Below are 25787 nucleotides of genomic sequence, written 5' to 3' on the forward strand. Positions count from 1 at the left end.
ATGGGGAGCGAATTTACCCTAATTTCGGACTATTTCACCGAAACGACCCCAATTGCCACCATCTCCATTGAGGAAACACAGGCGCTCACAACGTTGTGGACCAACCTTGGAGATCCTGCGCCGTCAGTTGGCCCATTTTACGCTTCAAAATGCTGCCATTTGCGCCAAACAGTACGGTAAAGGGCAGCCCGCCCTTTTCGTTGCCCAGCCCGCGTGCCAGGTCGGTGCCGCCCAGCCCCCCCAAGGCGATTGGGAAATCGAGAGGCATGCGCTCCAAAAATTTGCGCACGTTGGAAGGCTGATCAATCGCCAAGCCCACAACCTGCCACCCTTTGGCGCGGTGTTCCCCATAAAAGGCATTGAGCAGCGGCAGTTCTTCCACGCACGGGGGGCACCAGGTGGCCCAGAAATTCAGCAGTAACGGCCGACCCCTCAAGGCGGCCAGGGACAGCACTTCGCCCGCCGGGCCTTCAAACTGCGCGCCCCAGACGGCGTCGGACACGCCCTCCTGCACCGGGCCCGGCCGCAGCCGCCAGGTCGCCAGCCCCGCGCCCCCCAGGGCGGCAAGGGCACCGGCCCCCACCAGCAGCCAGCGGCGGCGGCGGAGCGGATGGGCGCTCGGCGCCTTTGCGGAATCGGCAGACGCCGAAGAGGAAAGAGTGGGTTCGTTCATGAAGACTGGGTGGGAGTAGGCATTTCCTGCAGCAACCGGCGCACGGCTTGCAGATCGCCCCGGGGGGCGCGCCCCCGGGCGTCGGGGCGCAGCGCGCCACGCAGGTCGTCCAGGTCATAGATCAGCAGATGCACGCCGATCTCTTCGTGCAACGCGGCGGATCGGCTGCTCAGACTCAAAGCATCGACCGGCTCGCCCCGGAAACCCATGACGGTGCGCGGCTCGTAATTCACATGGTGGTCGATGAGGGCAATCTCGGCCGATTTGGGATCGTCGCAGAACAGCGCCAGGTAGATGTCGGACAGCCGTGTGGCCGTGCCGTGCCAGACCGCACCGCCCAGGTAGGGGCGGAAGTCCTGCATGCGTTGCATCCACACCAGCGCCAATTCGCGCAGCGCCCGCAATTCGGAGGGTTGGGTATCGGCGCAAAACAGGCCGATGTACTCCCGCACGGCGTCCTCGACGAGGTCGTTGTCGGGCAGCGGCGTGCGCTGGGGCAGCCCCAACTCCTTGACCGCGCGGCGCTTGGCCGCCCCCCACTCCAGCCCCTCCTCGACCACCAGGCGGGCTGCGGCATTGGCGATTTCGATGGCAAGGGCGTTTTGCATGGCGGCACGGTCCAGAACGCAGGGCGTCCATTGTCGCCCCAATGCCCCGCAATACCGTTGACGCAACCGTGACGGCGCACCCGCCGCAGGGGCAATGCACCATGAATCCGCCATTTGCTCCTTATTCGATAGCTGTTCGCGCTTGATCAACAGGCGTTAGACCCATTTTCCTCATAAATCCTGGAGGTTCCACCGAGGTCCATAGAATCGGGAGCCATGCATATACACATCCTGGGCATCTGCGGCACGTTCATGGGCGGCTTGGCCGCGCTGGCGCGCGAGGCGGGCCACCGTGTCACCGGCTGCGACGCCGGCGTCTACCCTCCCATGAGCGATCAGTTGCGCGCCTTGGGAATAGAGTTGATCGAAGGCTATGGCGCCGACCAGCTCGCGCTGAAGCCCGACATGTTCGTGGTGGGCAACGTGGTCAGCCGCGCGCGGCTGGCGGACGGCACGCCGAAGTTTCCGCTGATGGAGGCCATCCTCGACGCGGGCGCGCCCTATACCAGCGGGCCGCAATGGCTGGCCGAGCATGTGCTGCAGGGCCGCCATGTGCTGGCCGTCGCCGGCACGCACGGCAAGACGACCACCACGTCCATGCTGGCCTGGATTCTGGAATGCGCGGGCCTGGCGCCCGGCTTCCTGGTGGGCGGTGTGCCGATGAACTTCGGCGTATCCGCGCGTCTGGGCGCACCCGTACGGCCCCTGGCCGGGCCAGGACCGCTCGCCACGGCGCCGCTGTTCGTGATCGAGGCGGATGAGTACGACACCGCGTTCTTCGACAAGCGCAGCAAATTCGTGCACTACCGCCCGCGCACCGCCGTGCTGAACAACCTGGAGTTCGATCACGCCGACATCTTTGACGACCTGGGCCAGATCGAACGGCAGTTCCACCACTTGGTGCGCACGGTGCCGCCCTCGGGCCGCGTGGTGGTCAACGGGTTGGAGGAGAGCCTGGCACGCGTACTGCACGCCGGCTGCTGGAGCGGCGTGGCCAACTTTGGCACCGCGGTGAGCGACTTCGGCGCGCAAGGCGAGCCGCACGATTTCGAGGTGCTGCAGCGGGGCCGCACAGTGGCACGCGTGCAGTGGACGCTGACGGGCGTGCACAACCAGCTCAATGCCCTGGCTGCCATCGCGGCCGCCGAGCATGTGGGCGTGACGCCTGCCCAGGCGGCCGAGGCGCTGGCGCGCTTCGAGAACGTCAAGCGCCGCATGGAGCTGCGCGGCATGGTGCGGGGCATCGCTGTCTATGACGACTTTGCGCACCATCCCACGGCGCTGCGCACCACGCTGGACGGACTGCGCCGGCGCGTGGGCCCCAAAGGCGAAGGCCGCGGGCGCATCCTGGCGGTGTTCGAGCCTCGCAGCAACACCATGAAGCTGGGCACCATGAAGGCGCAACTGCCCTGGGCGCTGGAGCCGGCCGACCTGGCCTTCTGCCATACCGCCGGCCTGGACTGGGACGCCGCTGCAGCGCTGGCCCCTATGGGTGCGCGCGCGCAGACGGCGGGCGACCTGCCCACGCTGGTGGGCCAGATCCGCGCGGCGGTGCAGCCGGGCGACCACATCGTCTGCATGAGCAACGGCAGCTTTGGCGGAGTGCACGCCCAACTGCTCGCAGAACTATCAAAACAATAGCTGCTAGCGCTTGATTAATAAGCGCTAGCAGCCTTTTTGGCTTGAGACTTAGAAGCTGACAGCCATGCCCGGCACGTCCACGCGCACGACGGGCCTGGCAAGCGCAGCGACGGTGGCGCGGGCAAACTGGCCGGACCATGCAGGATCGGCCAGCAGCGTCGCCCCCGCGGCGCGGGCCACGGTCAGCACCTTGTCGGCCAGCAGTACCTTGCCGCTGGCGCGCAGCGGCTCGCATTCCAGGCGTAGAAATTCATCGTCCAGCCAGCGGCGCGCGTCCTCGTGCGACAGGGGCTGTCCCCCCTGCGCGTCCAGACGGAATTCCTGATCGGGGCTCAGGGTGACCAATACTTCGCTGTGCATGAGCTGTCTCGCCTCTTGAGGGAATAGTGTTGACGGGTGAACGGGACGGCGCGGCCGCGCCATTCCCGTGCCGCGAGCTTACACCGCGCCCGCTTCAACGCGCGCGCCGCGCTTGCACGGCGGCCGCCAGCTCGGCCAGGCAGGCAACGGAGTCGTCCCAGCCCAGGCAGGCATCGGTGATGCTCTTGCCGTATTCCAGCGTCGTGGCATCGTCCTTGCCCGGCGTAAACTTCTGCGCTCCGGGCTGCAGGTGGCTTTCCACCATCACGCCGAACACGCTGCGCGAGCCGCCTGCGATCTGCGCGGCGATGTCGCGCGCCACATCGCGCTGCTTCTCGTGCTGCTTGCTGCTGTTGGCATGGCTGCAGTCCACCATCAGCGACGCCGGCAGGCCGGCGGCCTCCAGGTCCTTGCAGGCCGCGGCAACGCTGGCTGCGTCGTAGTTGGGCGCCTTGCCGCCGCGCAGGATCACGTGGCAATCCTTGTTGCCCGCGGTGTGCACGATGGCCACCTGGCCGTTCTTGTGAACCGACAGGAAGTGGTGGCCGCGGCTGGCGGACTGGATGGCATCGGTGGCGATGCGGATGTTGCCGTCGGTGCCGTTCTTGAAGCCGATGGGGGCCGAAATGCCGGAGGCCAGTTCGCGGTGTACCTGGCTTTCGGTGGTGCGCGCGCCGATGGCGCCCCAGCTGATCAGATCGCCGATGTACTGGGGCGAGATCACGTCCAGGAACTCGCTGCCCGCCGGCACGCCCAGGCGGTTGATGTCGATGAGCAGCTGGCGCGCGATGCGCAGGCCCTCGTCGATGCGGTAGCTGCCGTCCAGGTAGGGGTCGTTGATCAGGCCCTTCCAGCCCACGGTGGTGCGAGGCTTCTCGAAGTACACGCGCATCACCACTTCCAGCTGGTCCTTGTACTGCTCACGCACGGCCTTGAGCTTGCGCGCATAGTCCACCGCGGCGTGCGGGTCGTGGATCGAACAGGGGCCGATGATCACGAGCAGCCGGTCGTCCTCGCCGCTCATGATGCGTTGGATGCTGCGGCGTGTGTTGGCAATCAGCGACTCCACCTCCGACCCGCGGATCGGGAAAAAGCGAATCAGGTGGTCTGGAGGAGGAAGCACGGTGATGTCCTTGATGCGTTGGTCGTCGGTTTCGCTGGTTTTCTCGACGTTGGGATACCAGGCATCGCTGCTGGAGACATGGGCGTTCATGGGTGCTTCCTCTCGGGTGTGTGGGGGGGTGAAGATGGAAAACGAAGAACAGATAACAAAAAACCGCCGGGCTTTTCAGCTTCGGCGGTTTCTTAGAGAAGGGGGCTCAGTCTGGGTGCGCGCGTACCTCTCATCCGCCAGGGACAGAGAACCAAAAGTAAAAGTAAAACGCGCTGTGAACTGACATGCGAACCAATGTAGCACGTATTGCGGCACCGCAACATAGGCACCGTGTTGCCGTCGCGCTACAACCGCTTACGGATGCCGTCCCTCGAACCACCACCGGCGCAGGCGCGCCAGCAGTGGCGCACGCGGCGGACGTTCCGCGGCAGGCCGGGTGTCGGGCGCCGATCGCTCCATGCAAGGGTCGCCCTGCATATAGATGTCGAGCACCAGCCGCGCCTCTCCCAGCGTGCGCCACGCCTGCCGCTCAAAAGTACTGAAGCGCTCGGCCTCAGAGGGGCTGCGCTGCTGCAAGGCCTGCTGCCATTGCGCCAGGGCATCGCGCAATTCGCGCAACGCGCGCTGGTAGACACCGAATTCATACAGCGCATGCCAGGCCGACCCCAGCCCTGTGAGGTGCAACTGGTGGCGCCTTGCGCAATGCGCCAGCGCCTCGGCGCTGCGCCGCACGGACTCGGGCCCCAACTGCCCCCGGCGCGCGCGCGTGGCGGCCTCGATATGCTGGGCCAGCTCGCCCAAGCTGTCGCGCAGCGCACGCGCGTCCTCGTCCGCCTCGCCGCCATGCGGGTTACGGTCCGGATCGGTGAAAGTCTGCGGGCGGCTGGAGAGTGGCGTGGGCATGGCACACAACCGGCCGCGGCGCTCAGGCCGTGCCGCCCACCGTCAGGCCATCGATGCGCATGGTGGGTTGGCCCACTCCCACAGGCACGCTCTGGCCCTCCTTGCCGCAGGTGCCCACACCGCTGTCCAGGCGCATGTCGTTGCCGATCATGGTCACCTTCTTGAGCGACTCCGGGCCGCTGCCGACGATGGTCGCGCCCTTCACGGGGTACTGGATCTTGCCGTTTTCCACCCAGTAGGCCTCGCTCGCGGAGAACACGAACTTGCCGCTGGTGATGTCCACCTGTCCGCCGCCGAAGTTGGTGGCGTACAGGCCCTTCTTGATGCTGGCGACGATTTCCTGCGGGTCCTTGTCGCCGCCCAGCATGTAGGTATTGGTCATGCGCGGCATGGGGATGTGGGCATAGCTCTCGCGCCGGCCGTTGCCCGTGGGCTTGACACCCATGAGGCGCGCATTCATCGCGTCCTGGATGTAGCCCTTCAATATGCCGTCCTCGATGAGCACGTTGCGCTGCGTGGCGTGACCCTCATCGTCCACGTTGAGCGAGCCGCGGCGGTCGGCCAGCGTGCCATCGTCTAGCACGGTGACGCCCTTGGCCGCCACGCGCTGGCCGATGCGGCCGCTGAAGGCACTCGACCCCTTGCGGTTGAAGTCGCCCTCCAGCCCGTGGCCCACGGCCTCGTGCAGCAGCACACCGGGCCAACCGGGGCCCAGCACCACGGTCATCTCGCCCGCGGGCGCGGGGCGCGACTCCAGGTTGACCAACGCAGCATTCACGGCTTCATGGACATACTGCCCGATCTGCTCGTCGGTGAAATAGGCCAGACCGAAGCGCCCGCCCCCGCCGGCCGAGCCCACCTCGCGGCGGCCGTTCTGCTCGGCGATGACGGTGATCGACAGGCGCACCAGCGGGCGCACATCGGCGGCCATCAGCCCATCGGCACGCGCCACCAGCACCACGTCGTACTCGCTGGCCAGGCCCGCCATGACCTGCACCACGCGCGGGTCCTTGGCGCGGGCACATTGCTCGGCGCGCTCCAGCAGGCGCACCTTGTCGGTGCTGTCCATCGAGGCGATGGGGTCGATGTGCGGGTACAGTGAACGGCTTTTTGCTATCTTCTTGGAAGCTACTCGCGCACGTCCCACCTTATCCGCGGCCGAAATGGTCCGCACGGTACGGGCCGCGTCGAGCAGCGAGGCCTCGGAAATATCATCCGAGTAGGCGAAGGCCGTCTTCTCGCCGCTCACCGCGCGCACGCCCACGCCCTGGTCGATGGAGAACGAGCCCGTCTTGACGATGCCCTCTTCCAGGCTCCAGCCTTCGCTGCGCGTGTACTGAAAGTACAGGTCGGCGTCGTCCACGCGGTGCGCGCGGATCTCCGCCAGGGCGCGGGAGAGGTGGGACTCGTCCAGGCCGAAGGGGGTGAGCAGCAGCTCACGGGCCAGGCCCAGGCGTTCAATGGTGGGTTCGCGGGAAATCATCGGCCGATTGTAGGCAGGCGCCCTAGACCCTGCGTGCACGCAGGTTCCCCCCGCAGCCCCGCTACCGCGCCCGCGGCGGCCCCTGCTCGGGCTGGTGCTGTGCGCGTGCCACCGACATCAGCACCCCCAGCGCAAGCCCCAGCGTGACCATGGCCGTGCCGCCGTAACTGACGAACGGCAGCGGCACCCCCACCACGGGCAGGATGCCGCTGACCATGCCCATGTTCACGAAGGCATAGGTGAAGAAGATCATCGCCACGGCACTCGCCATGAGGCGCCCGAACAGCGTATTGGCGTTGGCCGCAATCGCCAGCCCGCGCCACACCAGCAGCACAAAGCAGACGATCAGGGTGAGGTTGCCCACCAGGCCGAACTCCTCGGAGAACGCGGCGAAGATGAAGTCGGTCGTGCGCTCCGGAATGAACTCCAGGTGCGTCTGCGTGCCGGCCATGAACCCCTTGCCCCACACGCCGCCCGAGCCGATGGCGATCATGCCCTGGATGATGTGAAAGCCCTTGCCCAGCGGATCGCGCGTGGGGTCCAGTAACGTGCAGATGCGCTGTTGCTGATAGTCGTGCAGCACCGGCCAGCGCACGCCCTCGGCGCACAGTTGCGGCTCGAACCAGACGATGAGCGCAATGCCCACCGCGCCCAGCAGCACCGGCGGCACCACCAGCTTCCAGGGCAGGCCCGCAAAGAAAATCACCGACAGCCCCGCGGCCATCACCAGCAGCGAGGTGCCCAGGTCGGGCTGTTTCATGATCAGGCCCACGGGCACCATGAGCAGCGCCCCCGCCACCACGAAGTCCAGCGCACGCAGCTGGCCCTCGCGCTTCTGGAACCACCAGGCCAGCATCAGTGGGGTGGCGATCTTCAGCAGCTCGCTGGGCTGGATCACCACACCCACGTTGATCCAGCGCTGCGCCCCCTTCTTGGTGATGCCGAACAGCGCCACGCCCACCAGCAGCGCCACGCCCAGCGTGTACAACGGCACGGCCAGCATCATCAGCCGCTGCGGCGGCACCTGGGCCACCACGAACAGGATGCCCGCGGCCAGCAGCATGTTGCGGCCATGGTCGTAAAAGCGCGTGCCGTGGTCGAAACCCGACGAATACATGGCCACCAGGCCGATGGAAGACAGCGCCAGCAGCAACGCGATGAGCGGCCAGTCAAAGCCGCGCAGCAGCGGCAGGAGGCGTTGCGGCAGGGAAGGTTTGTCGAAAGCGGCGGCCATGGGGCGCGATTATCGGGCGCCCGGCCAAGCCCCCGGCGTGATTCCAGGACTAGGCATCAGTCGGCCTGGCGAAACGCCAGCACCAACTGGTTGCGCAGCGTGCGCAGCTGCCCCTGCACCTTGTCGTCCACCACCAGGCCGCCAGGGCGCTCATGGTCGGCATAGATGAGAGCAAAGGGACGCTGCTTGATCGACAGCGGCAGCAGCAGAAAGCTGGTGGCATCGAAGCTGCCGAGGAACCATGCCGGCAGACGCGCTCGCACACGCTCCTCGGTAGCGTCGGCAATCAGGGTATCGGCGCCCCGCTGGCACACGGCGGCAAACAGGTCATCCGCGTCCTTCAGGGGCACGGCCAGGGCGCGCACGGCGTCTGCGCTGCCTTCGCCCAGTCCGAAGCGCCCGGTCATGCGCTCGGTCTTGACCTCGCGCAGGCAGAACACGATGCGCCGCGCGCCCAGCGCACGCAGCATGGTTTCCAGCACCATGCGCACGATGTCATTCAGGCGGAAGTCCTCCACCATGGCGTTGCTGACCTCCTGGATGCCAGCGGCCAGCACCTCGGCCGCCTGGCTGACGGAAGGCGCCGCATCAGTGGACGGCGCCAGCGTCAGGGGCAGGGTCTGCAGGGCGTCGTAATGCAGCTCATGGCCCGTGGCCGGGTCGGCCCATACCGGCGGCGCATCCAGGGCGGCGGGCGGAGCCAGCAGGCGCGCCGCGGGCGAGCCCTTGTCCACGCGCAAGTCCAGGGCGTCGGCCATGGCGATGAGCTGCTCGCGTGCCAGCACCGTGGCCTTGACGAACTCCTGCTGCGTCATCGAGAAAGCGACCGCATAGTGCGCCGCCAGCTGCTGCAGGCGGGCGCCCGCGGGTTCCGGCTCATGCTGCAGCATGATGGTGGCCGCCTCGTTCGCGGCACGTCCCACCCAGCGCAACCGCTCCACGCCCTCGGGCGGGCGCTGCGGCGGCCGCCCCTGCGGCGGTCGTATGCAGCGCTGCAGGGAATCGGGCAGGCTCCACACACGCGCCACGCCGACACCCAGGTCTTCCAGGCTCAGTCCCAGCACCTGCAAAGCCGCGGCCTCATCGCCCCCCGACGGCCGGTCAGAGGCCACCAGCGCACCGATCCGGGCCGCCTCCTCCGGGAAATAAAACGAGCACAGCATGCGCCCCAAGCCCTGGAACATCGCGCCGAGAAACGCTTCCTCGCGCTGGTCACTCGGCCCGCACAGCTGCGCCGCCACGGCGCCGGCCATCATGGTGCGCAAGAATTCCTCGCGCATCTGCTTGGCATGCCCCCGGTCCTGCATGTGCTCCAGCAGCACCAGCGACAGCGCCATGTTGCGCACCGCATTGAAGCCCACCAGACTCACCGCGCGCGAAACCGTGCCGATGCCGCCCCCCAGGTGGGAAAAGGGGGCGCTGTTGACCAATCGCAGCAGCTTGTTGGTGAGGGCAACGCTCTTGAGGATCTCGTTGGTCAGATCAGCAATGCTGTCGTCCTCCGAGTGGGTCATGCGCTGGATGCGCGCCACCGAATCGGACAGCGCCGGAAAGTCACTCTTGTGGCGCATGCGCCGCAGCAGGAAGTCCAGCGCGGCATTGCTTGCCGCGGTAGGGGCGCTCACCGGCGCCGCCCAGGCACGCAAGGCATCGCACATTTCCTGCGCGCTGGCGTAGCGCTCGGCAGGGTCGCGCGCCAGGGCCCGGCGCAGGATGGAGCGCAGGCCATCGTCCACGCCTGCGCCCAGATCGTCGGGCAGCTGCGGCGCGTGCCGGGCGACATGCGCGAGCGCCTGCGCCGGATCGCGCTCAGTAATCAAACGCCTGCCGGTGAGCAGTTCCACGAGCACCAGCGCAGCGGCGTAGATGTCCGACGCGGGCGCGGGCGCCGCGCCCGCCACCGCTTCTGGCGCCAATGTAGGCCGGCGTGCCGCGCGCAACGGGGCCGCCCCCAGGGCTGGCCATGGCCGCGGCGATGCCGAAATCCATGATCCGCGCATGGCGCTGGGCATCCACCATCACGTTCGACGGCTTCAGGTCGCAGTGCACGATGCCGGCCTCATGCGCCGCCTGCAGTCCTTCGAGCACGTCCACCATCAGCTCCACCGCGTCGTGCACCGCACAGCGGCCCTGATGCGCCAGATGCTCGGCCAGCGTGCAGCCTGGCACATATTCGAACACCAGGTCGGGCTGGCCTTCGTGCACGTCGGCCTCGAACACCGGCACGATGCGCGGGTGCGACAGCCGGCCCACATGGCGCGCCTCGCGCAGCCACTGCTCCTGCGCCTGCGCGTCGCCGCCGTCGGCCAGCCACTTGACCGCGACCTCGCGGTGCAGGCGCGTGTCCCGCGCCAGCCACACGGTCGCCTGCGCGCCCCGGCCCAGCACGTGCAGCAACTCGAATCGCCCCAGGCGCTGGCGAGCGGGCATGGCGCCCGCTGCAGCGCCCAGGGTGGCCGGACGGGAAACGGAATCGGGCATGGCGTAAGCTGGCTACAAGATCCACGCATCATCCACCAAAAACCGTTGCCGGACCGGCATTTGCCTTTCGACAGCGCCGACGCTGACAGCCATGCCCACCACCCACCTGCTGTACCTGCACGGCTTTCGCTCCTCGCCCCAGTCCACCAAGGCCCGCCAGGTGGCCGCGCACGTGGCCCAGCACCACCCGGGCGTGACGTTCTGGTGCCCACAGCTGCCCCCTTCGCCGCGCGCGGCGATGGCGCTGGTCGCAGGCGGCATCGCCACCTGGCCGCAGGGACCGCGCATGGCGGTGGTCGGCTCGTCGCTCGGCGGCTACTACGCCAGCTGGGTGGCGCAACAGGCGCGCTGTACCAGCGTGCTGCTCAACCCCGCCGTCCACCCCGCGCGCGACCTGGAACGCTACATCGGCGAGCAGACCGCGTGGCACAACCCCGAAGAGCGGTTCTTCTTCCGCCCCGAGTACATCGCCGAGCTGCAGGCGCTGGACGTGCGCCACCTGCCGCCCGCGGGGCCGGAGCTGCTGATCGCCGCGCAGGGTGACGAACTGCTGGACTGGCGCGAGATGGTCGCGCGCTACCCGCAAGCCACCCAGCGCGTACTGCCCGGCGGCGACCACGCGCTGAGCGACTTCGCCCGGCACCTGCCCGAGGTGCTGGCGTTCTGCGACCTGGCCTGATCAGCGCTCCAGCGGCGGGCCACCGGAAGGCTGGCCGCGCTGCCAGCGCCCGAATTCGTACGGATAGGCGCGGCGGTAGCGGTCGGTGTGCAGCGCCACCTCGTCCTCGCGGCCCAGCAGCCGCGCGCTGGCGATGAGCTTCTCGATCACGCGCGGCTCGGGCGAGTAGTGCAGCAGTTGCAACGCCAGGGCATGCATCTCGGCCGCATTGGCGGGCGTGACCACCGCAGTGGTGAGTTGCGCGAACTGCGCTGGCGCACGGAAGAACCAGACCTGCCGCGCCGCGTCGGCAGCCGTTAGCGCGCGCAGCGCCGCGGGCCGCTCGGCCGTGGGACGGTACAGCGCGCTCACGCGCGCGTAGTCCCGTACCAGCACGAACCCCATGGCCGGCGCCGCCAGCAGTGCCACGCCCGCCACCACCGCACTCACGGGGCGCCAGCGCGCCGCACGCGACAGCCAGGGTGCCAGCAGCACCAGCACGGCCAGCGCGGTGGCCAGCTGAAACGGCCCGTACCACAGCGGGAACTCCAGCAGGCTGTGCACGCCCACAAGGGCCAGCACGCCCCAGGCCAGTTGGCGGTGGGGCTGCGTCTCGCGCCAGGGGCGCGCGCGCAGCGCGGCCCACAGCGGCACGCCGCACAGCAGCAGCGCGGCCGGCAGGCCCAGTTCCACTGCCAGATGCAGCGGCAGGTTGTGGGCGTTGTCCAGCAGCACGCAAAAACGCTCTCCCGCAAACGGGTGGATGTAGTGCGCGTAGTCCAGCTCGCCCCAGCCCCAGCCGGCCCAGGGCCGCTGGGCGATCAGCTCCAGCACGTTGGACCACAGCGTAGCGCGGCCGACGCAGGTCTGGGAGCCATCGGCCATCCGCATGAACAGGCCGTCCATGCGCATGCCCGTCCACCGCAGCAGCAGCTGCGGCAAGCCCCACGCGGCCACCGCATAGACCGCCAGCCCCACGCCGGCCATGCCGAGCGCCAGTGCGCCGCTGCTGCGCCGCCACACGACGAGCAGCGCCAACACCACCAGCCACTCCAGCGCCCCCGTGCGCGAGGCCGTGGCCGCGCCCGCAGTGGCCAGCAGCACCATGGCCCAGGGCACCGCGACCGCCGCCAGCACCGGCCAGCGCGCGCCGCGCCCTCCCAGCACCGGGTTGCCGTCCACCTGCTCCTGCAGGCGCGCCACCCACCACAGCAGCGCCCACACGCCCAGCGCCAGCAACGTGGCCTGCTGGTTGCGCTGGCGCAAGTTGCCGAAGGCCAGGCCCGGGCTGGAGGCATGCACCCACGGCGCCCACCCCGGGTCGCCCATGAAGAACTGCACCAGGCCGATGGCCGCGGCCACCAGCGCCGCCAGCAGCAGACCCGCCGCCAGATGGGCGCCCAGGCGCGCGGCACTGGGACGCCAGGCGCCGCACCAGGCCAGCGCCGCCAGCAGCCAGGCGCAGGCGCCGCTGGCCAGCAGCGGCCAAAAGTTGGAATACGGAGCCTCGGTAATGCCAAAGACGAAGGGCAGCGCCATCGCCAAAATCGCCAGCGGCGTGAAATCAGGACGCATGGCGGGGCGGTGCTGCAAAGGCGATCGTGGGCGTCATGGTGGCACCCATCATAGGCGCCGCCATGGCACCAGCCGCACTTCAAGCCAAAAATGCCTCTAGCGCTTTTGCAGCAAGCGCTGGCAGCTATCAAAGGCAGAGCAAAGGACTACCTGGGCGTGCAGGCGCTCCCCGGCCGCGTGGCCTGGCGCAGCCAGGCGATGAGCGCCGCACGCTCGCCATCGTCCTTCACGCCCGTGTAGCCCATGGACGTGCCCGGCACGGTGGCTGGCGGGTCCATCAGGAAGCGCTGCAGCGTGCGCTCGTCCCAGACGATGCCGCTGGCCTTCATGGCCGGGGAGTAGCCGACGAACCCCGGCGCCGTGCCCGCGCGGCGGCCGAACAGGCCGCAGTGCTGCGGTCCCGTGCGGTGGCCCTCGATGGCGTGGCACCCCGCGCAGCGCGCGTAGATCTGCTGACCGCGCGCCAGCTGCGCTGCGTCAGGCGCCATGGGCTGGGGCGCGGCCAGCGCTGGCGTTGCCGGTGCGGGCCCGGCGACCGCCATGCCCGCAGCACCGAGCGCCAATCCGCCCACCAACGCCCAGGCCCGCCTACGCCCACCTGCCTGGACTCGGGTCACGACATGAACGCCGAGGGCACCGGCGCCTCACCCAGGGCCTGGCGCAGCACGGCCCAGTGCATGGCCTCGTCGCCCAGGATGCTGGCGGCCTCCTGCGCCAGGGCACGGTCGGCAAACAGCGGCACCGCGCCCAGGTAGGCCGACACGGCGCCGCGCTCCAGTCCGGCGGCAAAGCGCAGCACGTCGGCTTCGGCCTTGAGCTTGTCGGTCGGAAAGCCGTACTGCGCGTTGGCCTGCACGGGCTTGCCGCCCATCTTCTGCACGGCGCCGGCGATCGCGTCGGCATGCTCCTTGTGGTGGCCCTGGAATTGCTGCGCCAGCGGCAGCACGCCGGAGGTGAGCAGACCGCTCTCGGCGCCCACCTGGTAGGCGGCCACGGCCTCGTACTCCGCCGCCAGTGCGGTGTTGAGGATGCGCACGTCGGCCTCGTGCTGTCGCGCATCGGTCTTGGCGCCAGCGGCCAGCGCGTCGCGCCCGCCCAGCAGGGCCACGGCCGAGGCCGAGAGCACGGCCGCGCCCAACGTGCGGCGCCGCGCGAGCAGTGCAGAAGTAGAAGAAGGAGGAAGGAAGAAGGAAGAGCGGTTCATGGTCATCTCCTTGAAGAAAGGGACAAGGGCCGCGCCGGCGGCGCGGGTAATCGGCGCGGCGCACAGCGGCGCACGGGCCATAGGTGTGGGCGGGGTGGCGCCGGCCCGTCAGGCCAGCAGCCCGCGCCGCGCCAGTGCGTCCAGCACCTGCTGCACGACCTGGTCGCAGCGCGCGCCCGCAAACGGAAAGACGCTGTCGGCGCAGGCTTCCACCCGCGCGCCCAGCGCGTCGCGCAACATGGCGCGCGAGCGCAGGTAGCGGGTGCGCACCAGCTCTTCGCTGATGTCCAGACAGAAGGCCGCCTCCTGCACGTTCATCTCCTGCACGGCACGCAGGAGGAACACGCTGCGGTACAGCGGCGGCAGGCTGTGCACGGCCGACTCCAGCAGGGCGCGCAACTGGGCACGCGCAAGTGCCTGGTCGGGCGCGTCGTCGGGCGGGGCGAAATAGGACATGGCATCCTCCGGCTGCGGCTCCTGGTCGCTGGCCTGCGCGGGGTCGATGGCCACGCTGCGCGCACGCCGGCGCAAGACGTCCAAGGCCGTGCGCAGGCAGATGCGCGCCAGCCAGGTGCCCAGCGCGGCATCGCCGCGGAAGGCCCGCAGCCGCGTGAAGGCGCGCAAATAGGCCTCCTGCACCACGTCCTGCGCCTCGGCGTCGTCATGCACCACGCCGCGCGCGGCGCGAAACATCAGCCGGTTGTGGCGCCGCATGATGGCGGCGAAGGCTCCCGCCTCGCCGGCGAGGGCGCGCGTCACCAAGGCCGCGTCCGCCGCACGGTCGGCGATCGGGATGGCAGTGACAACCGCCGCCTGCGGTAAGTCCTCGGATGGGTGCATGGCTCGCCTCGCTTTCGTTGAGACCCTTTGCCCATTGGACGCACGCCGAAGGCCTGGCGTGACAAACACCCGCAATCACCTGCCACGAACAGGGGCGCTGCCCGCCGCCATGGGAAAATCGCGCCCCTATGCATGCACTGTTCGACGAAGCCGGCAAGTTCCTGGCCGGCCGCATCCTCTCCGAAGCCGAAAGCTCGGCACAGATTGAGCTCGACTCGGGTAAACGCGTCAAGGTCAAGGCCGCCAACATCCTGTTGAAGTTCGACAAGCCCGCCCCGGCCGAGCTGCTGGCGCAGGCGCGCGAGATCGCCGCCGGCGTGGAGCTTCCGCTGGCCTGGGAGTTCGCGCCCGAGGAGGAGTTCGGCTTCGCCGAGTTGGCGCGCGACTATTTTTCTGCCCAGGCGCCAGTGACCGAGCAAGCCGGCATGCTGGTGGCGCTGTTCGAGGCGCCGCACTACTTTCGCCGCGCGGGCAAGGGGCGTTTTCGCAAGGCGTCGGCCGAGGTGCTGCAGCAGGCCCTCGCCGCCATCGAGAAGAAGAAGCAGATCCAGGCGCAGATCGACGCCTGGGCCGCCGAACTCGTCGCCGGCACCTGCCCGCAGCCCGTGCGCGAGCAGCTCTACAAAATTCTGTTCCGCCCCGACAAGAACGCGCCCGAGTACAAGGCCGTGGTCGAGGCCAGCCGCAGCGCGCAGAAGGCTCCGTTGGACCTGTTGCAGGCCGCGGGTGCGATCGACTCCAGCTACCAGTTCCACTGGAAGCGGTTTTTGTTCGACAACTTCCCCAAGGGCACGGGCTTTCCCCCGCTGGCGGCACCCCAGCCGCCGGCCGACCTGCCGCTGGCGGATGTACAGGCCTATTCCATCGACGATTCGGCCACCACCGAGATCGACGACGCCCTGTCGGTACAGGGCCTGGGCACCGGCACCGTGACGCTGGGCATCCACATTGCAGCGCCGGGCCTGGCGATCCAACCCGGGGGCGACCTGGACAAGCTGGGGCGCACGCGCCTGTCCACCGTCTACATGCCGGGCTACAAGATCACCATGCTGCCTGACGAGGTGGTGCAGATCTACACGCTGGACGAGGGGCGCGCCAACCCGGCTGTGTCGCTGTATGTGACGATCGACGAGGCCACGCTGGCCATCACCGCCACCGAGACGCGCCTGGAGCGCGTGCCCGTGACGGTGAATCTGCGCCACGACCAGCTCGACCACATCGTCACCGAAGAATGGCTGCAGGATGCGTCGATTCAGACCGAAAATACGCCTCAGGCCTTGCTGGATCTGCGTGAGCAGCTCTCCTTTTTGCACCGACTGGCCAAGCAGCTCAAGGCCCAGCGCGAAGTCGTGCGCGGCAAGCCCGAAACCTTCAACCGCCCCGACTACACCTTCCGGCTGAGCGCCGCCCGGCCGCCCGAAGGCGCGAACGCCCCCGCGGGGGGCAGCGCAGGCAGCGAAGCGGCAAGCATGGGGGCCCACAAGCCCCGCAACGACGGCGCCGAGCCCGATGGCAGCGAACAGGTGCACATCGGCACCCGCAAGCGCGGCGCGCCGCTGGACCTGATCGTGGCCGAGGCCGCCATCGTCGCCAACAGCACCTGGGGCAACATGCTGGCCGAGCACGGCGTGCCGGGCATCTACCGCAGCCAGGCCAGCCTGGCGCCGGGGGTCAAGGTGCGCATGTCCACGAAGGCGCTGCCGCACGCCGGCATCGGCGTGAAGAGCTACGCCTGGGCCACCTCGCCGCTGCGCCGCTACGTGGACCTGGTGAACCAGTGGCAGATCATTGCCTGCGCGCGCCACGGCAAGACCGCTGCACTGGCCGCACCGTTCAAGCCCAAGGACGCGGAGCTGTTCTCCATCATCAGCAGCTTCGATGCCGCCTACAGCGCCTACAACGGCTACCAGGCCGGCATGGAGCGCTTCTGGACGCTCAAGTACCTGCAGCAGAACCAGATCACCGAGCTGGACGCCACCGTGTTCAAGGAAGGGCCAAACGGTAGCTTCCTGGTGCGCGCCGACACCCTGCCACTGGTGCTGCCCGTGCTGGGCGCGCAGCAGCTGCCGCGCGGCGCACGCGTGCGCGTCAAGCTCGGCGAGATCGACGAGATCACGCTGGACGTGGCGGGCACCCTGGTGGCGCGCCTGGACGACCCGCTGGATGCCAGCGACGACGGCCCGGTGGACGAGGACGAGGGCGACGAGGAGGCCGTGGCCGGCCCGATCGCCATCGCGGTCGATGTCAACGAGGCCGAGGGCGAGGGCGCCGGCGGCACCGCTGATAATCGGGCGCCGTGACAACCGCTCCCTTGCTCCACCGCCATGCAGCGCGCCGCCCCACAGGGGCGCCGCGGCCTGCAGTGATGGCGGCCCGACGATGAAAATCTCCACCCTGCTTCAACGCCTGACGACGCTGCAGATCGCGCTGGGCGTCTCCATCGCCGTGCATGCCGCACTGCTCACGGTGCGCTTCGTGGACCCCGAGAGCTTCAACCGCGTGTTCCAGGACACGCCGCTGGAGGTGATCCTGGTCAACGCGCAGTCCAACGAGCGCCCCGACAAGGCGCAGGCCATCGCGCAGGCGTCGCTGGCCGGTGGCGGCGAGGCCGCCAAGGGACGCGCCACCAGCCCCCTGCCCTACTCGGCCCTCACCACGATCGGCGACGACCTGGAAGAAGCCCAGCGCAAGATGGACCAGATGCTGGAGCAGCAGACCCAGATGCTGGCCCAGCTGCGCAAGCAGCTCGCCGTGCTGCCCGAGCCCGACCCGCGCAAGCCCAGCCAGAGCACCGACAGCCAGGCCCAGGACGAAAAGCGCCGCCAGCTGGTGAAGCTGCTGGCCGAGATCGAAAAGCGCATCAACGAGGAAAACGCCCGCCCGCGCAAGCGCTACATCAGCCCCGCCACGCGCGAAGAGGTGTACGCCGTGTACTACGACGCGCTGCGCCGCAAGGTCGAGGACAAGGGCACGCAGAACTTCCCCGAGCAGGGCGGCAAGAAGCTCTACGGCGAGCTGATCATGATCCTGACCGTGAACCATGACGGCCGCGTGCTGGCCACCGAGGTGGTGCAGGGCTCGGGCAACCGCCTGCTGGACCGCCGCGCCGAGGCCATCGCCCGCGCCGCGGGGCCCTTTGGCCACTTCGGCCCGGCGATGCGCGCCAAGGCCGATCAGATCGCCGTGGTCTCGCGCTTCAAGTTCACGCGCGACCAGACCCTGGAAACCGACCTGCGCTGATGACCGCCGCCGCCGACCTCTACTGCGTGATGGGCAATCCCATCGCCCATAGCCGCTCGCCGTGGATCCACGCGCGCTTTGCCCAACTGACGGACCAGTCGCTGCACTACGAGCGCCGCCTGGTTCCGCTGGACGGCTTCGCCCAGGCGCTGCAGAGCTTCGCCGCCGAAGGCGGGCGCGGCTGCAACATCACCGTGCCGTTCAAGCTGGAGGCCGCGCAGCTGGCCACCACGCGCAGCGAGCGCGTGCAGTTGGCCGGCGCGGCCAATACCCTCGTGTTCGACGGCGGCAGCATCCATGCCGACAACACCGACGGCCTGGGCCTGGTGGCCGACATCACGCAAGGCGCGGGCGTTCCGCTCGCCGGGCGCGACGTGTTGCTGGTGGGCGCGGGCGGCGCGGCCGCCGGCGTGCTGGGCCCGCTGCTGCGGCAGCACCCCCGGCGCATCGCCGTCGTGAACCGCACGCCCGCGCGCGCCCAGGCACTGGTGGACAGCCACGCCGCGCTCGCAGCGCTACAAAAAACAGAGCTACTGGCGCTCGACATGCAAGCGCCAGGGGCCGATTTCGATGTGATCATCAACGCCACGGCCAGCAGCCTGGAAGGCGGCCCGGTGCCCGTGCCCGCCAGCGTGCTGCGCCCCGGCAGCCTGGCCTACGACATGATGTACGGCCCCGCGGCGCAGCCCTTTCTGGACTGGGCCTCGGCCCACGGCGCCACCGCGCGCGACGGGCTGGGCATGCTGGTGGAGCAGGCGGCCGAGGCGTTCCTGCTCTGGCGCGGCGTGCGCCCGCCGTCGGCCCCGGTGCTGCAGGAGCTGCGCGCGGCCATCGCCGCGGGGGCCTGAGGCATGCGGGGCGCACTGCGCTGGTGCATGCTGGTGCTGCTGGCACTGCTGGCGCTGCAGCTGTTCTTCGTGGCGCGCATCGCGGCCATGGCGGTGATCGACCCGGAATCCACCACCCTCCAGCGGTCCGAGGCCTGGGCGCAATGGTCCCAAGGCAGCGGCGTGCGCTGGCGCCAGCAGTGGGTGCCGTACGCACAGATATCCGACCACCTCAAGCGCGCGGTGGTCGCATCGGAGGACGACAACTTCGTCAACCACGACGGCGTGGACTGGGATGCCATCGAAAAGGCCTGGGAGCGCAATGCGCGCATCGAGGCGCAACTGGCCGCCCGGCCGTCGGCCACGGGGCGCGCGCCCAAGATCCGCGGCGGCTCCACCATCACGCAGCAACTGGCCAAGAACCTGCTGCTGTCGGGCGAGCGCAACCTGGTGCGCAAGGGGCAGGAATTCGTACTCACCCTGGCGCTGGAGCAGCTCCTGCCCAAGCAGCGCATCCTGGAGATCTACCTGAACAACGTGGAATGGGGGGCAGGCGTGTTCGGCGCCGAGGCCGCCGCGCAGCGCTACTTCGGCAAGAGCGCACGCCAGCTCACCGCGCCCGAGGCCGCGCGCCTGGCCGTGATGCTGCCGGCGCCCAAACGCTTCGAGAAGGCGCCCGGCTCGGCCTACCTGGCCGGGCGCACGCGCGCGCTGCTGGCGCGCATGGGGCGCAGCGAGTTGCCCTGAACCACATGTCATTCATACAAGCAAAATCAGCCTCAAAACCAATAGCAGCAAGCGCGAACAGCTATAAATTTAATAGTCCATGAGAATCCTTGGCATCGACCCCGGACTGCAGACCACGGGCTTCGGCGTGGTGGACGTGGACGGCCATCGCCTGCGCTACGTGGCCAGCGGCACCATCCGCACCACGGGGCGCGCCACGGGCCTCGCGCTGGGGGATCTGCCGGGCCGGCTCAAGGTGCTGTTCGACGGCGTGAGCGAAGTGGCCGCGCGCTACCAGCCCAGCACGGCGGCGGTGGAAATCATCTTCGTCAACGTGAATCCGCAGTCCACGCTGCTGCTGGGCCAGGCGCGCGGCGCGGCGCTCACCGCACTGGTGAATGCCAACCTGCCCGTGGCCGAATACACCGCCCTACAGATGAAGAAGGCCGTGGTAGGCCACGGCCGCGCGGCCAAGTCGCAGGTGCAGGAGATGGTGCGCCGTCTGCTGGAGTTGCCCGGCCTGCCGGGCACCGATGCCGCCGACGCCCTGGGCCTGGCCATCACCCACGCGCACGCCGGCGCGGCCATGGCCCGCGTGGGCGAGGTCGCGCAGCTCACGCGGCGCCAGCACGCCATGTACAAGGCCGGGCGCAGTTACTGAACGACTGAACGCGGCCCTTGCCTCTGGGGCCTTTCCCTACGCAGCAAGCGCGGGCAAGCCAACGTCCTTGTCCGCCATTTCCCGCGCGGCGGTTGCGCGCACCAACGCCACGGCCCCCGGCTGCGGCGCGCTGCCCTGCAGCTTGAAGCGGCTGACCGCCTCGGTCAGTCGGCCCGCCTGGTCGCGCAGCGACTGCGACGCGGCTGCGGACTCTTCCACCAGCGCGGCGTTCTGCTGCGTCATCTGATCCAGGTGGCTGACCGATTGGCCCACCTGGCCAATGCTGCCCGCCTGCTCGGCGGCCGCGCTGGTGATCTCGGCCACGATGTCGGAAACCCGGCGCACGCTGGCCACGATCTCGGTCATGGTCTCGCCCGCCTGCGCCACCAGGCGCGAGCCGCCCTCCACCCGCTCGACGGAGGCGCCGATCAGCGCCTTGATTTCCTTGGCGGCGTCGGCGCTGCGTTGCGCCAGGCTGCGCACCTCGCTGGCCACGACGGCAAAGCCCCGGCCCTGTTCGCCGGCGCGCGCGGCCTCCACGGCGGCGTTGAGTGCCAGGATGTTGGTCTGGAACGCGATGGAGTCGATCACGCCCGTGATGTCGCCGATGCGCCGCGAGCTGTCGGAAATCTCGCCCATGGTCTGCACCACCTGCGCAACCACCGCGCCGCCGCGCACCGCCACCTCGGCCGCGTTGGCCGCCAGCCCGCTGGCCTGGCGGGACGATTCGGCACTGTGCTGCACCGTGCCGGTGAGCAACTCCATGGACGAGGCGGTCTGCTGCAGGCTGGCGGCGGTCTGCTCGGTGCGCTGGCTCAGGTCCTGGTTGCCCAGGGCGATCTCGTCACTGGCCGTGGCGATGCTGCCCGCGGCCTGCTGCACCTGGCCCACCAGGGTGCGCAGCGCATCCTGCATGCGGCCCATGGCAGCGACGAGGCTGCCGATCTCGTCACGCTGGCGGGACTGCACCGCATGCGACAGGTCGCCTGCGGCAATGCGCTCGGCCAGCGCGCGCGCCTGCTCCAGCGATTGCGTGATGGAACGCACGCTGAACAACGTCAGCGGCACCAGCACCGCCAACCCCAACAGCACGGCTGCAGCAATCAGCGTGGACATGGTGGCGGTGCGCTGGTCCAGGGCGGCGCGCGCCTCTTCCATGTGGCCGCGCGCCTGCGTGGCCAGGCTGGCCAGCAGGGCATCGGTGGTGTCCATGTGGGCCTTGAAACGCTCGGCATACGCCCCCGCACCCGCGCCATCGAGCAGGGCGCGCTCGATCTGGTCGAAGATCGGCACGAGCCCGCCTTCGTACTGCCCGACCTCGGCCAGCGCCTTGTCCAGTGCACCCGTGAATTCCGCGTTGCCGGCCTGCACCTCGCGCACCTGCGCCATGCTCTTGCGCAGCGCATCCAACTGGCGGCTCCAGCCCTCACGCAGCGCCTGTACCTCCACGGCGTTGTTGAAGTTGATGATGATGTCCTTCTCGGCGCGGCGCAGGTGCCCCAAGCCGGTGCGAAGTTCGGCCATGTCGGTGAGCGTTTGCACCTGGCGCGCAAACAGCTCTTGCAGCGTGCTGCGCGAGCGGTCGAGCGCAACGTAGCCCAGAGCGCCCACTGCAGTCAGCAGGACCAGGGAAAAAGTCGTGGCGAAATACAGCCGCGCGCGAATGGAAAGCTGCCCCAGAACCCTCATGGCATTCCTTTGCTGAACATGATGACCGGCGTGTGCAAGTTCCACGCCATGGCAGAGATACCGCCTCGTGGGCGGACCGGAATGCAACTGTATGTTGCAAGCGCTCCATTCCATGGCAGGGTAATCACGGTCCGTTGTCTCTGGAGAGACGGGGCTTAGGCAGCGCGGCAAGGCATGCCTAGAAAACATATTGTCACAATCTTTGTCCATAGTGCGGTTCGGCCCTAGGGCTTTGCTCACCCCGAACACGCGCATGTCCTTCTCTTCTTCCCCTACCCGCTCTCTTTCCATCGGCCCGCTGGGTCGCCGGCTGCTGGGCCTGTTCATGACGGTGCTGGCGCTGAGTCTGGTCGGCTCGGCCATCGGCGTGTGGTCGCTGCGGCACATCGGCCAGTCGACCGACGACATGGTTCAGCACAGCGTGGCCAACGAACGGCTGGTGGCCGACGCCTATCGGCTGCAGGCCATCAATGCCGAGCGCTACAAGGCCGTGGCCTTGAGTTCAGAACCCGAGGTGGGGCAAGCCATCGGCGCCGACATTGCCGCTACGCAGCAGCAGTACGACAGGCTGGTAGCCACCCTGGCACAGCGGCTGGCCGGCACAGCCGACGAGGAACTGCTGTCCCGCGTGAAGGCGCGGGCCGCCGACTTCCACGAGGCCCAGGCCGCACTGGTGCAGGCACGCGACTTCGGCCTCACGTCACGCATTCAGCAGGTGTATGGCGAACGCTTCCTGCCCGCGTCCCAGGCATTGCTGGGGTCGCTGGATGCGCTCACGCAGTCGCAGCGCCAGTCCATCGACACGGCCGCCCTGGCCGTGGGCGGCTGGAGCCAGCAGGCGCGCTGGTCGCTGCTGGCGTTCGGCAGCCTGTCCCTGGTGTTGGGCACCCTGCTCGCGCTGTGGCTGGTGCGCAGCATCACGCGGCCCATTGCACTGGCCAGCGACACCGCGCAGCGTGTTGCGGGGCTGGACCTGCGCCAGGACATCGTGGGCCACGACCGGGACGAAACCGGGCACATGCTGACGTCCCTGTCGGTCATGCAGTCCGCGCTGCGCAGCCTGGCCGGACAGGTGAGCACCTCCGTGCACAGCCTGCACACGGCTTCGTCCGAGATGGCCAACGGCAACGCCCACCTGTCCACCCGCACCGAGGAGGCCGCAGCCAGCCTGCAGGAAACGGCCGCCGCGCTGGAGCATGTGACACGCGCCGTTCAACAATCGGCCGAGACCGCCGAGCATGCCGAGGCACGCGCCGCACAGGCGGCAGCTACCGCGCACGAAGGCAGCAACGTGGTGACGCGCATGGAGCAGACCATGCAGCAAGTGGCCCACAGCGCGCACCAGATCGGCGACATCACGGGCATGATCGACTCGATCGCGTTCCAGACCAACATCTTGGCGTTGAACGCCGCGGTGGAAGCCGCACGTGCCGGTGAACAGGGCCGCGGTTTCGCGGTGGTGGCCAGCGAAGTGCGCAGCCTGGCGAACCGCTCGGCCGAAGCCGCGCGCGAGATCAAGGCATTGATCCAGGCATCCGTGCAGCAGGTGGATGCCGGCGCCACCCTGGCCGCTGATGCGGGGCGAACCATGGCGCAGGTGGTGGCGGCCATCCAGGACGCCGCGCGCACGATGGCCGACATACGCTCCAGCCACCATGCGCAGCAGCAGGACATCCTCTCCATCCACTCGGCCCTGTCGCGGCTGGACCAGATGACCCAGCAGAACGCGGCCCTGGTAGAAGAGTCCGCGGCCGCCACCGAGAGCTTGCGCGGCCAGGCCCATGAGCTGGCGGCGCAGGTCAGCCGCTTTCGCCTGCCGGGTGAACTGGCGCACGCACTGCCGTCGCCCATGCCCACCCGGCTGCTGGCCGCGGCCTGATACGGCCACTTGGAGCCGGCCTGGCATGGCAGGCCGGCGGCTTTGCGCGGGTCAGTCGGCGCGGTGGATGGGCACGTAGAGCTCGCCGCCCGTGCGGTTGAACTCCTCGGCCTTGGACTGCAGGCCCTGTTGGGCGAATTCGCGCACTTCCTGCGTGATCTTCATCGAGCAGAACTTCGGCCCGCACATGGAGCAGAAGTGCGCCACCTTGGCGCTGTCCTTGGGCAGGGTCTCGTCGTGGTATTCCTTGGCCGTATCGGGGTCCAGGCCCAGGTTGAACTGGTCCTGCCAGCGGAAGTCGAACCGCGCCTGGCTCAGCGCGTCGTCGCGCGCACGGGCACCCGGATGCCCCTTGGCGACGTCGGCCGCGTGGGCCGCGATCTTGTAGGCAATGATGCCCTGCTTGACATCGTCGCGGTCGGGCAGGCCCAGGTGCTCCTTGGGCGTCACGTAGCACAGCATGGCCGTGCCCATCCAGCCGATCATGGCGGCACCGATGGCGCTGGCGATGTGGTCGTAGCCGGGGGCGATGTCGATGGTCAGCGGGCCCAGGGTGTAGAACGGCGCCTCGTGGCAGGTCTTGAGCTGCTCCGTCATGTTGGCCTGGATCATGTGCATGGGCACGTGGCCGGGGCCTTCGATCATGGTCTGCACGTCGTGCTTCCAGGCAATCTGCGTCAGCTCGCCCAGCGTGTGCAGCTCGGCAAACTGGGCTTCGTCGTTGGCGTCCGAGGCGCAGCCCGGACGCAGGCCATCACCCAGGCTGAAGGCCACGTCGTACGCCTTCATGATGTCGCAGATGTCCTCGAAGTGTGTGTAGAGGAAGCTCTCCTTGTGGTGCGCCATGCACCACTTGGCCATGATGGAGCCGCCACGGGACACGATGCCCGTGCGGCGCGCGGCGGTGAGCTGGATGTAGGCCAGGCGCACGCCCGCGTGGATGGTGAAATAGTCCACGCCCTGCTCGGCCTGCTCGATCAGCGTGTCGCGGAAGATCTCCCAGGTCAGGTCCTCGGCAATGCCGCCGACCTTTTCCAGCGCCTGGTAGATAGGCACCGTGCCGATGGGCACGGGCGAGTTGCGCACGATCCAGTCGCGCGTGGTGTGGATGTTCTTGCCGGTGGACAAGTCCATCACGTTGTCGGCGCCCCAGCGGATGGCCCAGACGAGCTTCTCCACCTCTTCCTCGATGCTCGACGTGACGGCGGAGTTGCCGATGTTGGCGTTGATCTTCACCTTGAAGTTGCGCCCGATGGCCATGGGCTCCACTTCGGGGTGGTTGATGTTGGCGGGAATGATGGCGCGGCCACGGGCGACCTCGTCGCGCACGAACTCGGGCGTGATGATTTTCGGAATGCTCGCACCCAGTGGGTTGCCGGCCAGGCGCTGCTCGCGCGCGGCGTCCTGCATGTATTGCTGCATCCACTCGCGGCGACCGTTCTCGCGCAAGGCCACGTATTCCATCTCGGGAGTGACGATGCCCTTCTTCGCGTAGTGCATCTGCGTGACGTTGGCGCCGCTCCTGGCGCGCAGCGGCTGGCGCTGCAGCGCCGCAGCCTCGGCGCGCAGCTGGGCCAGGCGGTCGCCATCCTCGGCCTTCTGGCCGTCGTCCAGCGCCTTGCGTACGCGACCCTCATAGCCCTCGGTGTCGCCGCGCGCGGCAATCCATTCGCCCCGCACGCTCGCAAGGCCCTTGCGCACGTCGATCTGCACGGCAGGATCGGTATAGGGGCCGGACGTGTCGTACACGCTCACCACTTCGCCGTTGGTGAGCTGAATGTCGCGCACCGGCACGCGCAGCCCCGGTTGGCTGCCGGCGAGGTAGGACTTGGTGGAAGCGGGAAAGGGTTCGCGCGTGAGCGCAAGCAGGCTGGCGAACTTGTCGGGGGCATTCATGGCGGGCAGCTCCTTCATCGGCGGGATGGATGGAATTGCTCCGCTATCGATCGGATGGACGGACGGAGCGCGACCCTTCTTGCGGGTGTACCCGT

General features: G+C 68.7%; 23 protein-coding genes. 8 read left to right on the top strand and 15 right to left on the bottom strand.

From position 1 onward, the window contains the following. Positions 1-85: 85 nt before the first annotated feature. Together DTPSY_RS14770 and DTPSY_RS14775 are read right to left on the bottom strand one after the other, a co-directional pair. Positions 86-673: a TlpA disulfide reductase family protein gene (locus DTPSY_RS14770; protein WP_015914239.1), complete on the bottom strand. Its 588-nt coding sequence runs from the start codon at positions 671-673 to the stop codon at positions 86-88. Next, positions 670-1281, bottom strand: coding sequence for a hypothetical protein (locus tag DTPSY_RS14775; protein WP_015914240.1), 612 nt, complete (start codon positions 1279-1281; stop codon positions 670-672). The genes DTPSY_RS14770 and DTPSY_RS14775 overlap by 4 nt, the downstream gene beginning before the upstream one ends. 216 nt (positions 1282-1497) lie before the next feature. Between DTPSY_RS14775 and mpl the strand changes: the two genes are divergently transcribed. After that, positions 1498-2922 carry a UDP-N-acetylmuramate:L-alanyl-gamma-D-glutamyl-meso-diaminopimelate ligase gene (gene mpl, locus DTPSY_RS14780; RefSeq protein WP_015914241.1) on the top strand — a complete coding sequence of 475 codons (1425 nt, stop codon included), beginning with the start codon at positions 1498-1500 and terminating at the stop codon, positions 2920-2922. A 48-nt stretch (positions 2923-2970) separates the two neighbouring features. Here mpl and DTPSY_RS14785 read toward each other — a convergent pair whose 3' ends face one another. From DTPSY_RS14785 to DTPSY_RS18695, 7 genes are all read right to left on the bottom strand, one after another. Further along, positions 2971-3282 carry a hypothetical protein gene (locus tag DTPSY_RS14785; RefSeq protein ID WP_011806738.1) on the bottom strand — a complete coding sequence of 104 codons (312 nt, stop codon included), beginning with the start codon at positions 3280-3282 and terminating at the stop codon, positions 2971-2973. A gap of 94 nt (positions 3283-3376) precedes the next feature. Next, the gene (locus tag DTPSY_RS14790; RefSeq protein ID WP_011806739.1) at positions 3377-4495 is read right to left on the bottom strand and encodes a 3-deoxy-7-phosphoheptulonate synthase; all 1119 of its coding nucleotides are present in this window, start codon (positions 4493-4495) and stop codon (positions 3377-3379) included. Between the two features lie 255 nt (positions 4496-4750). Beyond that, positions 4751-5299, bottom strand: a complete 549-nt coding sequence (locus tag DTPSY_RS14795; protein ID WP_015914242.1) for a hypothetical protein — start codon at positions 5297-5299, stop codon at positions 4751-4753. A 22-nt stretch (positions 5300-5321) separates the two neighbouring features. Beyond that, positions 5322-6782 carry a metalloprotease TldD gene (gene tldD / locus DTPSY_RS14800; RefSeq protein WP_015914243.1) on the bottom strand — a complete coding sequence of 487 codons (1461 nt, stop codon included), beginning with the start codon at positions 6780-6782 and terminating at the stop codon, positions 5322-5324. Between the two features lie 61 nt (positions 6783-6843). Continuing rightward, a complete protein-coding gene (gene rodA, locus DTPSY_RS14805; protein WP_011806742.1) occupies positions 6844-8016 on the bottom strand; it encodes a rod shape-determining protein RodA in 1173 nt (390 codons plus the stop codon). Positions 8017-8072: 56 nt separating this feature from the next. Continuing rightward, on the bottom strand, positions 8073-9932 hold the full coding sequence (locus DTPSY_RS14810) for an HDOD domain-containing protein (protein ID WP_238526542.1): 1860 nt from the start codon (positions 9930-9932) through the stop codon (positions 8073-8075). Then, complete coding sequence (locus DTPSY_RS18695) at positions 9826-10497, bottom strand: serine/threonine-protein kinase (protein ID WP_238526543.1); 672 nt, start codon at positions 10495-10497, stop codon at positions 9826-9828. The genes DTPSY_RS14810 and DTPSY_RS18695 overlap by 107 nt, the downstream gene beginning before the upstream one ends. Positions 10498-10588: 91 nt before the next feature. On the opposite strand from DTPSY_RS18695, the gene DTPSY_RS14815 reads away from it, so the two are divergent. Continuing rightward, the gene (locus DTPSY_RS14815; RefSeq protein ID WP_015914244.1) at positions 10589-11176 is read left to right on the top strand and encodes a YqiA/YcfP family alpha/beta fold hydrolase; all 588 of its coding nucleotides are present in this window, start codon (positions 10589-10591) and stop codon (positions 11174-11176) included. Here DTPSY_RS14815 and DTPSY_RS14820 read toward each other — a convergent pair whose 3' ends face one another. From DTPSY_RS14820 to DTPSY_RS14835, 4 genes are all read right to left on the bottom strand, one after another. Beyond that, positions 11177-12730: a Wzy polymerase domain-containing protein gene (locus DTPSY_RS14820; RefSeq protein ID WP_015914245.1), complete on the bottom strand. Its 1554-nt coding sequence runs from the start codon at positions 12728-12730 to the stop codon at positions 11177-11179. A 146-nt stretch (positions 12731-12876) separates the two neighbouring features. Next, complete coding sequence (locus DTPSY_RS14825) at positions 12877-13272, bottom strand: c-type cytochrome (protein WP_041838891.1); 396 nt, start codon at positions 13270-13272, stop codon at positions 12877-12879. 71 nt (positions 13273-13343) lie between these two features. Beyond that, entirely contained in the window at positions 13344-13934 is a 591-nt protein-coding gene (locus tag DTPSY_RS14830) for a ferritin-like domain-containing protein (RefSeq protein ID WP_015914247.1), read from the bottom strand. 108 nt (positions 13935-14042) lie between these two features. Then, complete coding sequence (locus DTPSY_RS14835; RefSeq protein ID WP_015914248.1) at positions 14043-14774, bottom strand: RNA polymerase sigma factor; 732 nt, start codon at positions 14772-14774, stop codon at positions 14043-14045. A gap of 128 nt (positions 14775-14902) precedes the next feature. Between DTPSY_RS14835 and DTPSY_RS14840 the strand changes: the two genes are divergently transcribed. The 5 genes from DTPSY_RS14840 (at position 14903) to ruvC (ending at position 20228) form a co-directional block, all read left to right on the top strand. Further along, positions 14903-17074, top strand: coding sequence for a ribonuclease catalytic domain-containing protein (locus DTPSY_RS14840; RefSeq protein ID WP_015914249.1), 2172 nt, complete (start codon positions 14903-14905; stop codon positions 17072-17074). A 79-nt stretch (positions 17075-17153) separates the two neighbouring features. Further along, positions 17154-18014, top strand: a complete 861-nt coding sequence (locus DTPSY_RS14845; protein ID WP_015914250.1) for an energy transducer TonB — start codon at positions 17154-17156, stop codon at positions 18012-18014. After that, on the top strand, positions 18014-18862 hold the full coding sequence (gene aroE, locus DTPSY_RS14850) for a shikimate dehydrogenase (protein ID WP_015914251.1): 849 nt from the start codon (positions 18014-18016) through the stop codon (positions 18860-18862). Before DTPSY_RS14845 ends, aroE begins: the two co-directional genes overlap by 1 nt. A 3-nt stretch (positions 18863-18865) precedes the next feature. Further along, the gene (gene mtgA / locus DTPSY_RS14855; RefSeq protein WP_041838892.1) at positions 18866-19588 is read left to right on the top strand and encodes a monofunctional biosynthetic peptidoglycan transglycosylase; all 723 of its coding nucleotides are present in this window, start codon (positions 18866-18868) and stop codon (positions 19586-19588) included. Positions 19589-19667: 79 nt separating this feature from the next. Then, on the top strand, positions 19668-20228 hold the full coding sequence (gene ruvC / locus DTPSY_RS14860; protein ID WP_015914253.1) for a crossover junction endodeoxyribonuclease RuvC: 561 nt from the start codon (positions 19668-19670) through the stop codon (positions 20226-20228). Between the two features lie 36 nt (positions 20229-20264). Here ruvC and DTPSY_RS14865 read toward each other — a convergent pair whose 3' ends face one another. Beyond that, positions 20265-21917: a methyl-accepting chemotaxis protein gene (locus tag DTPSY_RS14865; protein WP_015914254.1), complete on the bottom strand. Its 1653-nt coding sequence runs from the start codon at positions 21915-21917 to the stop codon at positions 20265-20267. Between the two features lie 253 nt (positions 21918-22170). On the opposite strand from DTPSY_RS14865, the gene DTPSY_RS14870 reads away from it, so the two are divergent. Next, positions 22171-23796 carry a methyl-accepting chemotaxis protein gene (locus DTPSY_RS14870; RefSeq protein WP_015914255.1) on the top strand — a complete coding sequence of 542 codons (1626 nt, stop codon included), beginning with the start codon at positions 22171-22173 and terminating at the stop codon, positions 23794-23796. A gap of 51 nt (positions 23797-23847) precedes the next feature. Here the strand turns inward: DTPSY_RS14870 and thiC are convergent, their stop codons facing one another. Beyond that, a complete protein-coding gene (gene thiC, locus DTPSY_RS14875) occupies positions 23848-25692 on the bottom strand; it encodes a phosphomethylpyrimidine synthase ThiC (RefSeq protein ID WP_015914256.1) in 1845 nt (614 codons plus the stop codon). Positions 25693-25787: the final 95 nt, after the last annotated feature.

Source organism: [Acidovorax] ebreus TPSY, assembly GCF_000022305.1.
GTDB classification, from domain to species: Bacteria; Pseudomonadota; Gammaproteobacteria; order Burkholderiales; family Burkholderiaceae_C; genus Diaphorobacter; species Diaphorobacter nitroreducens.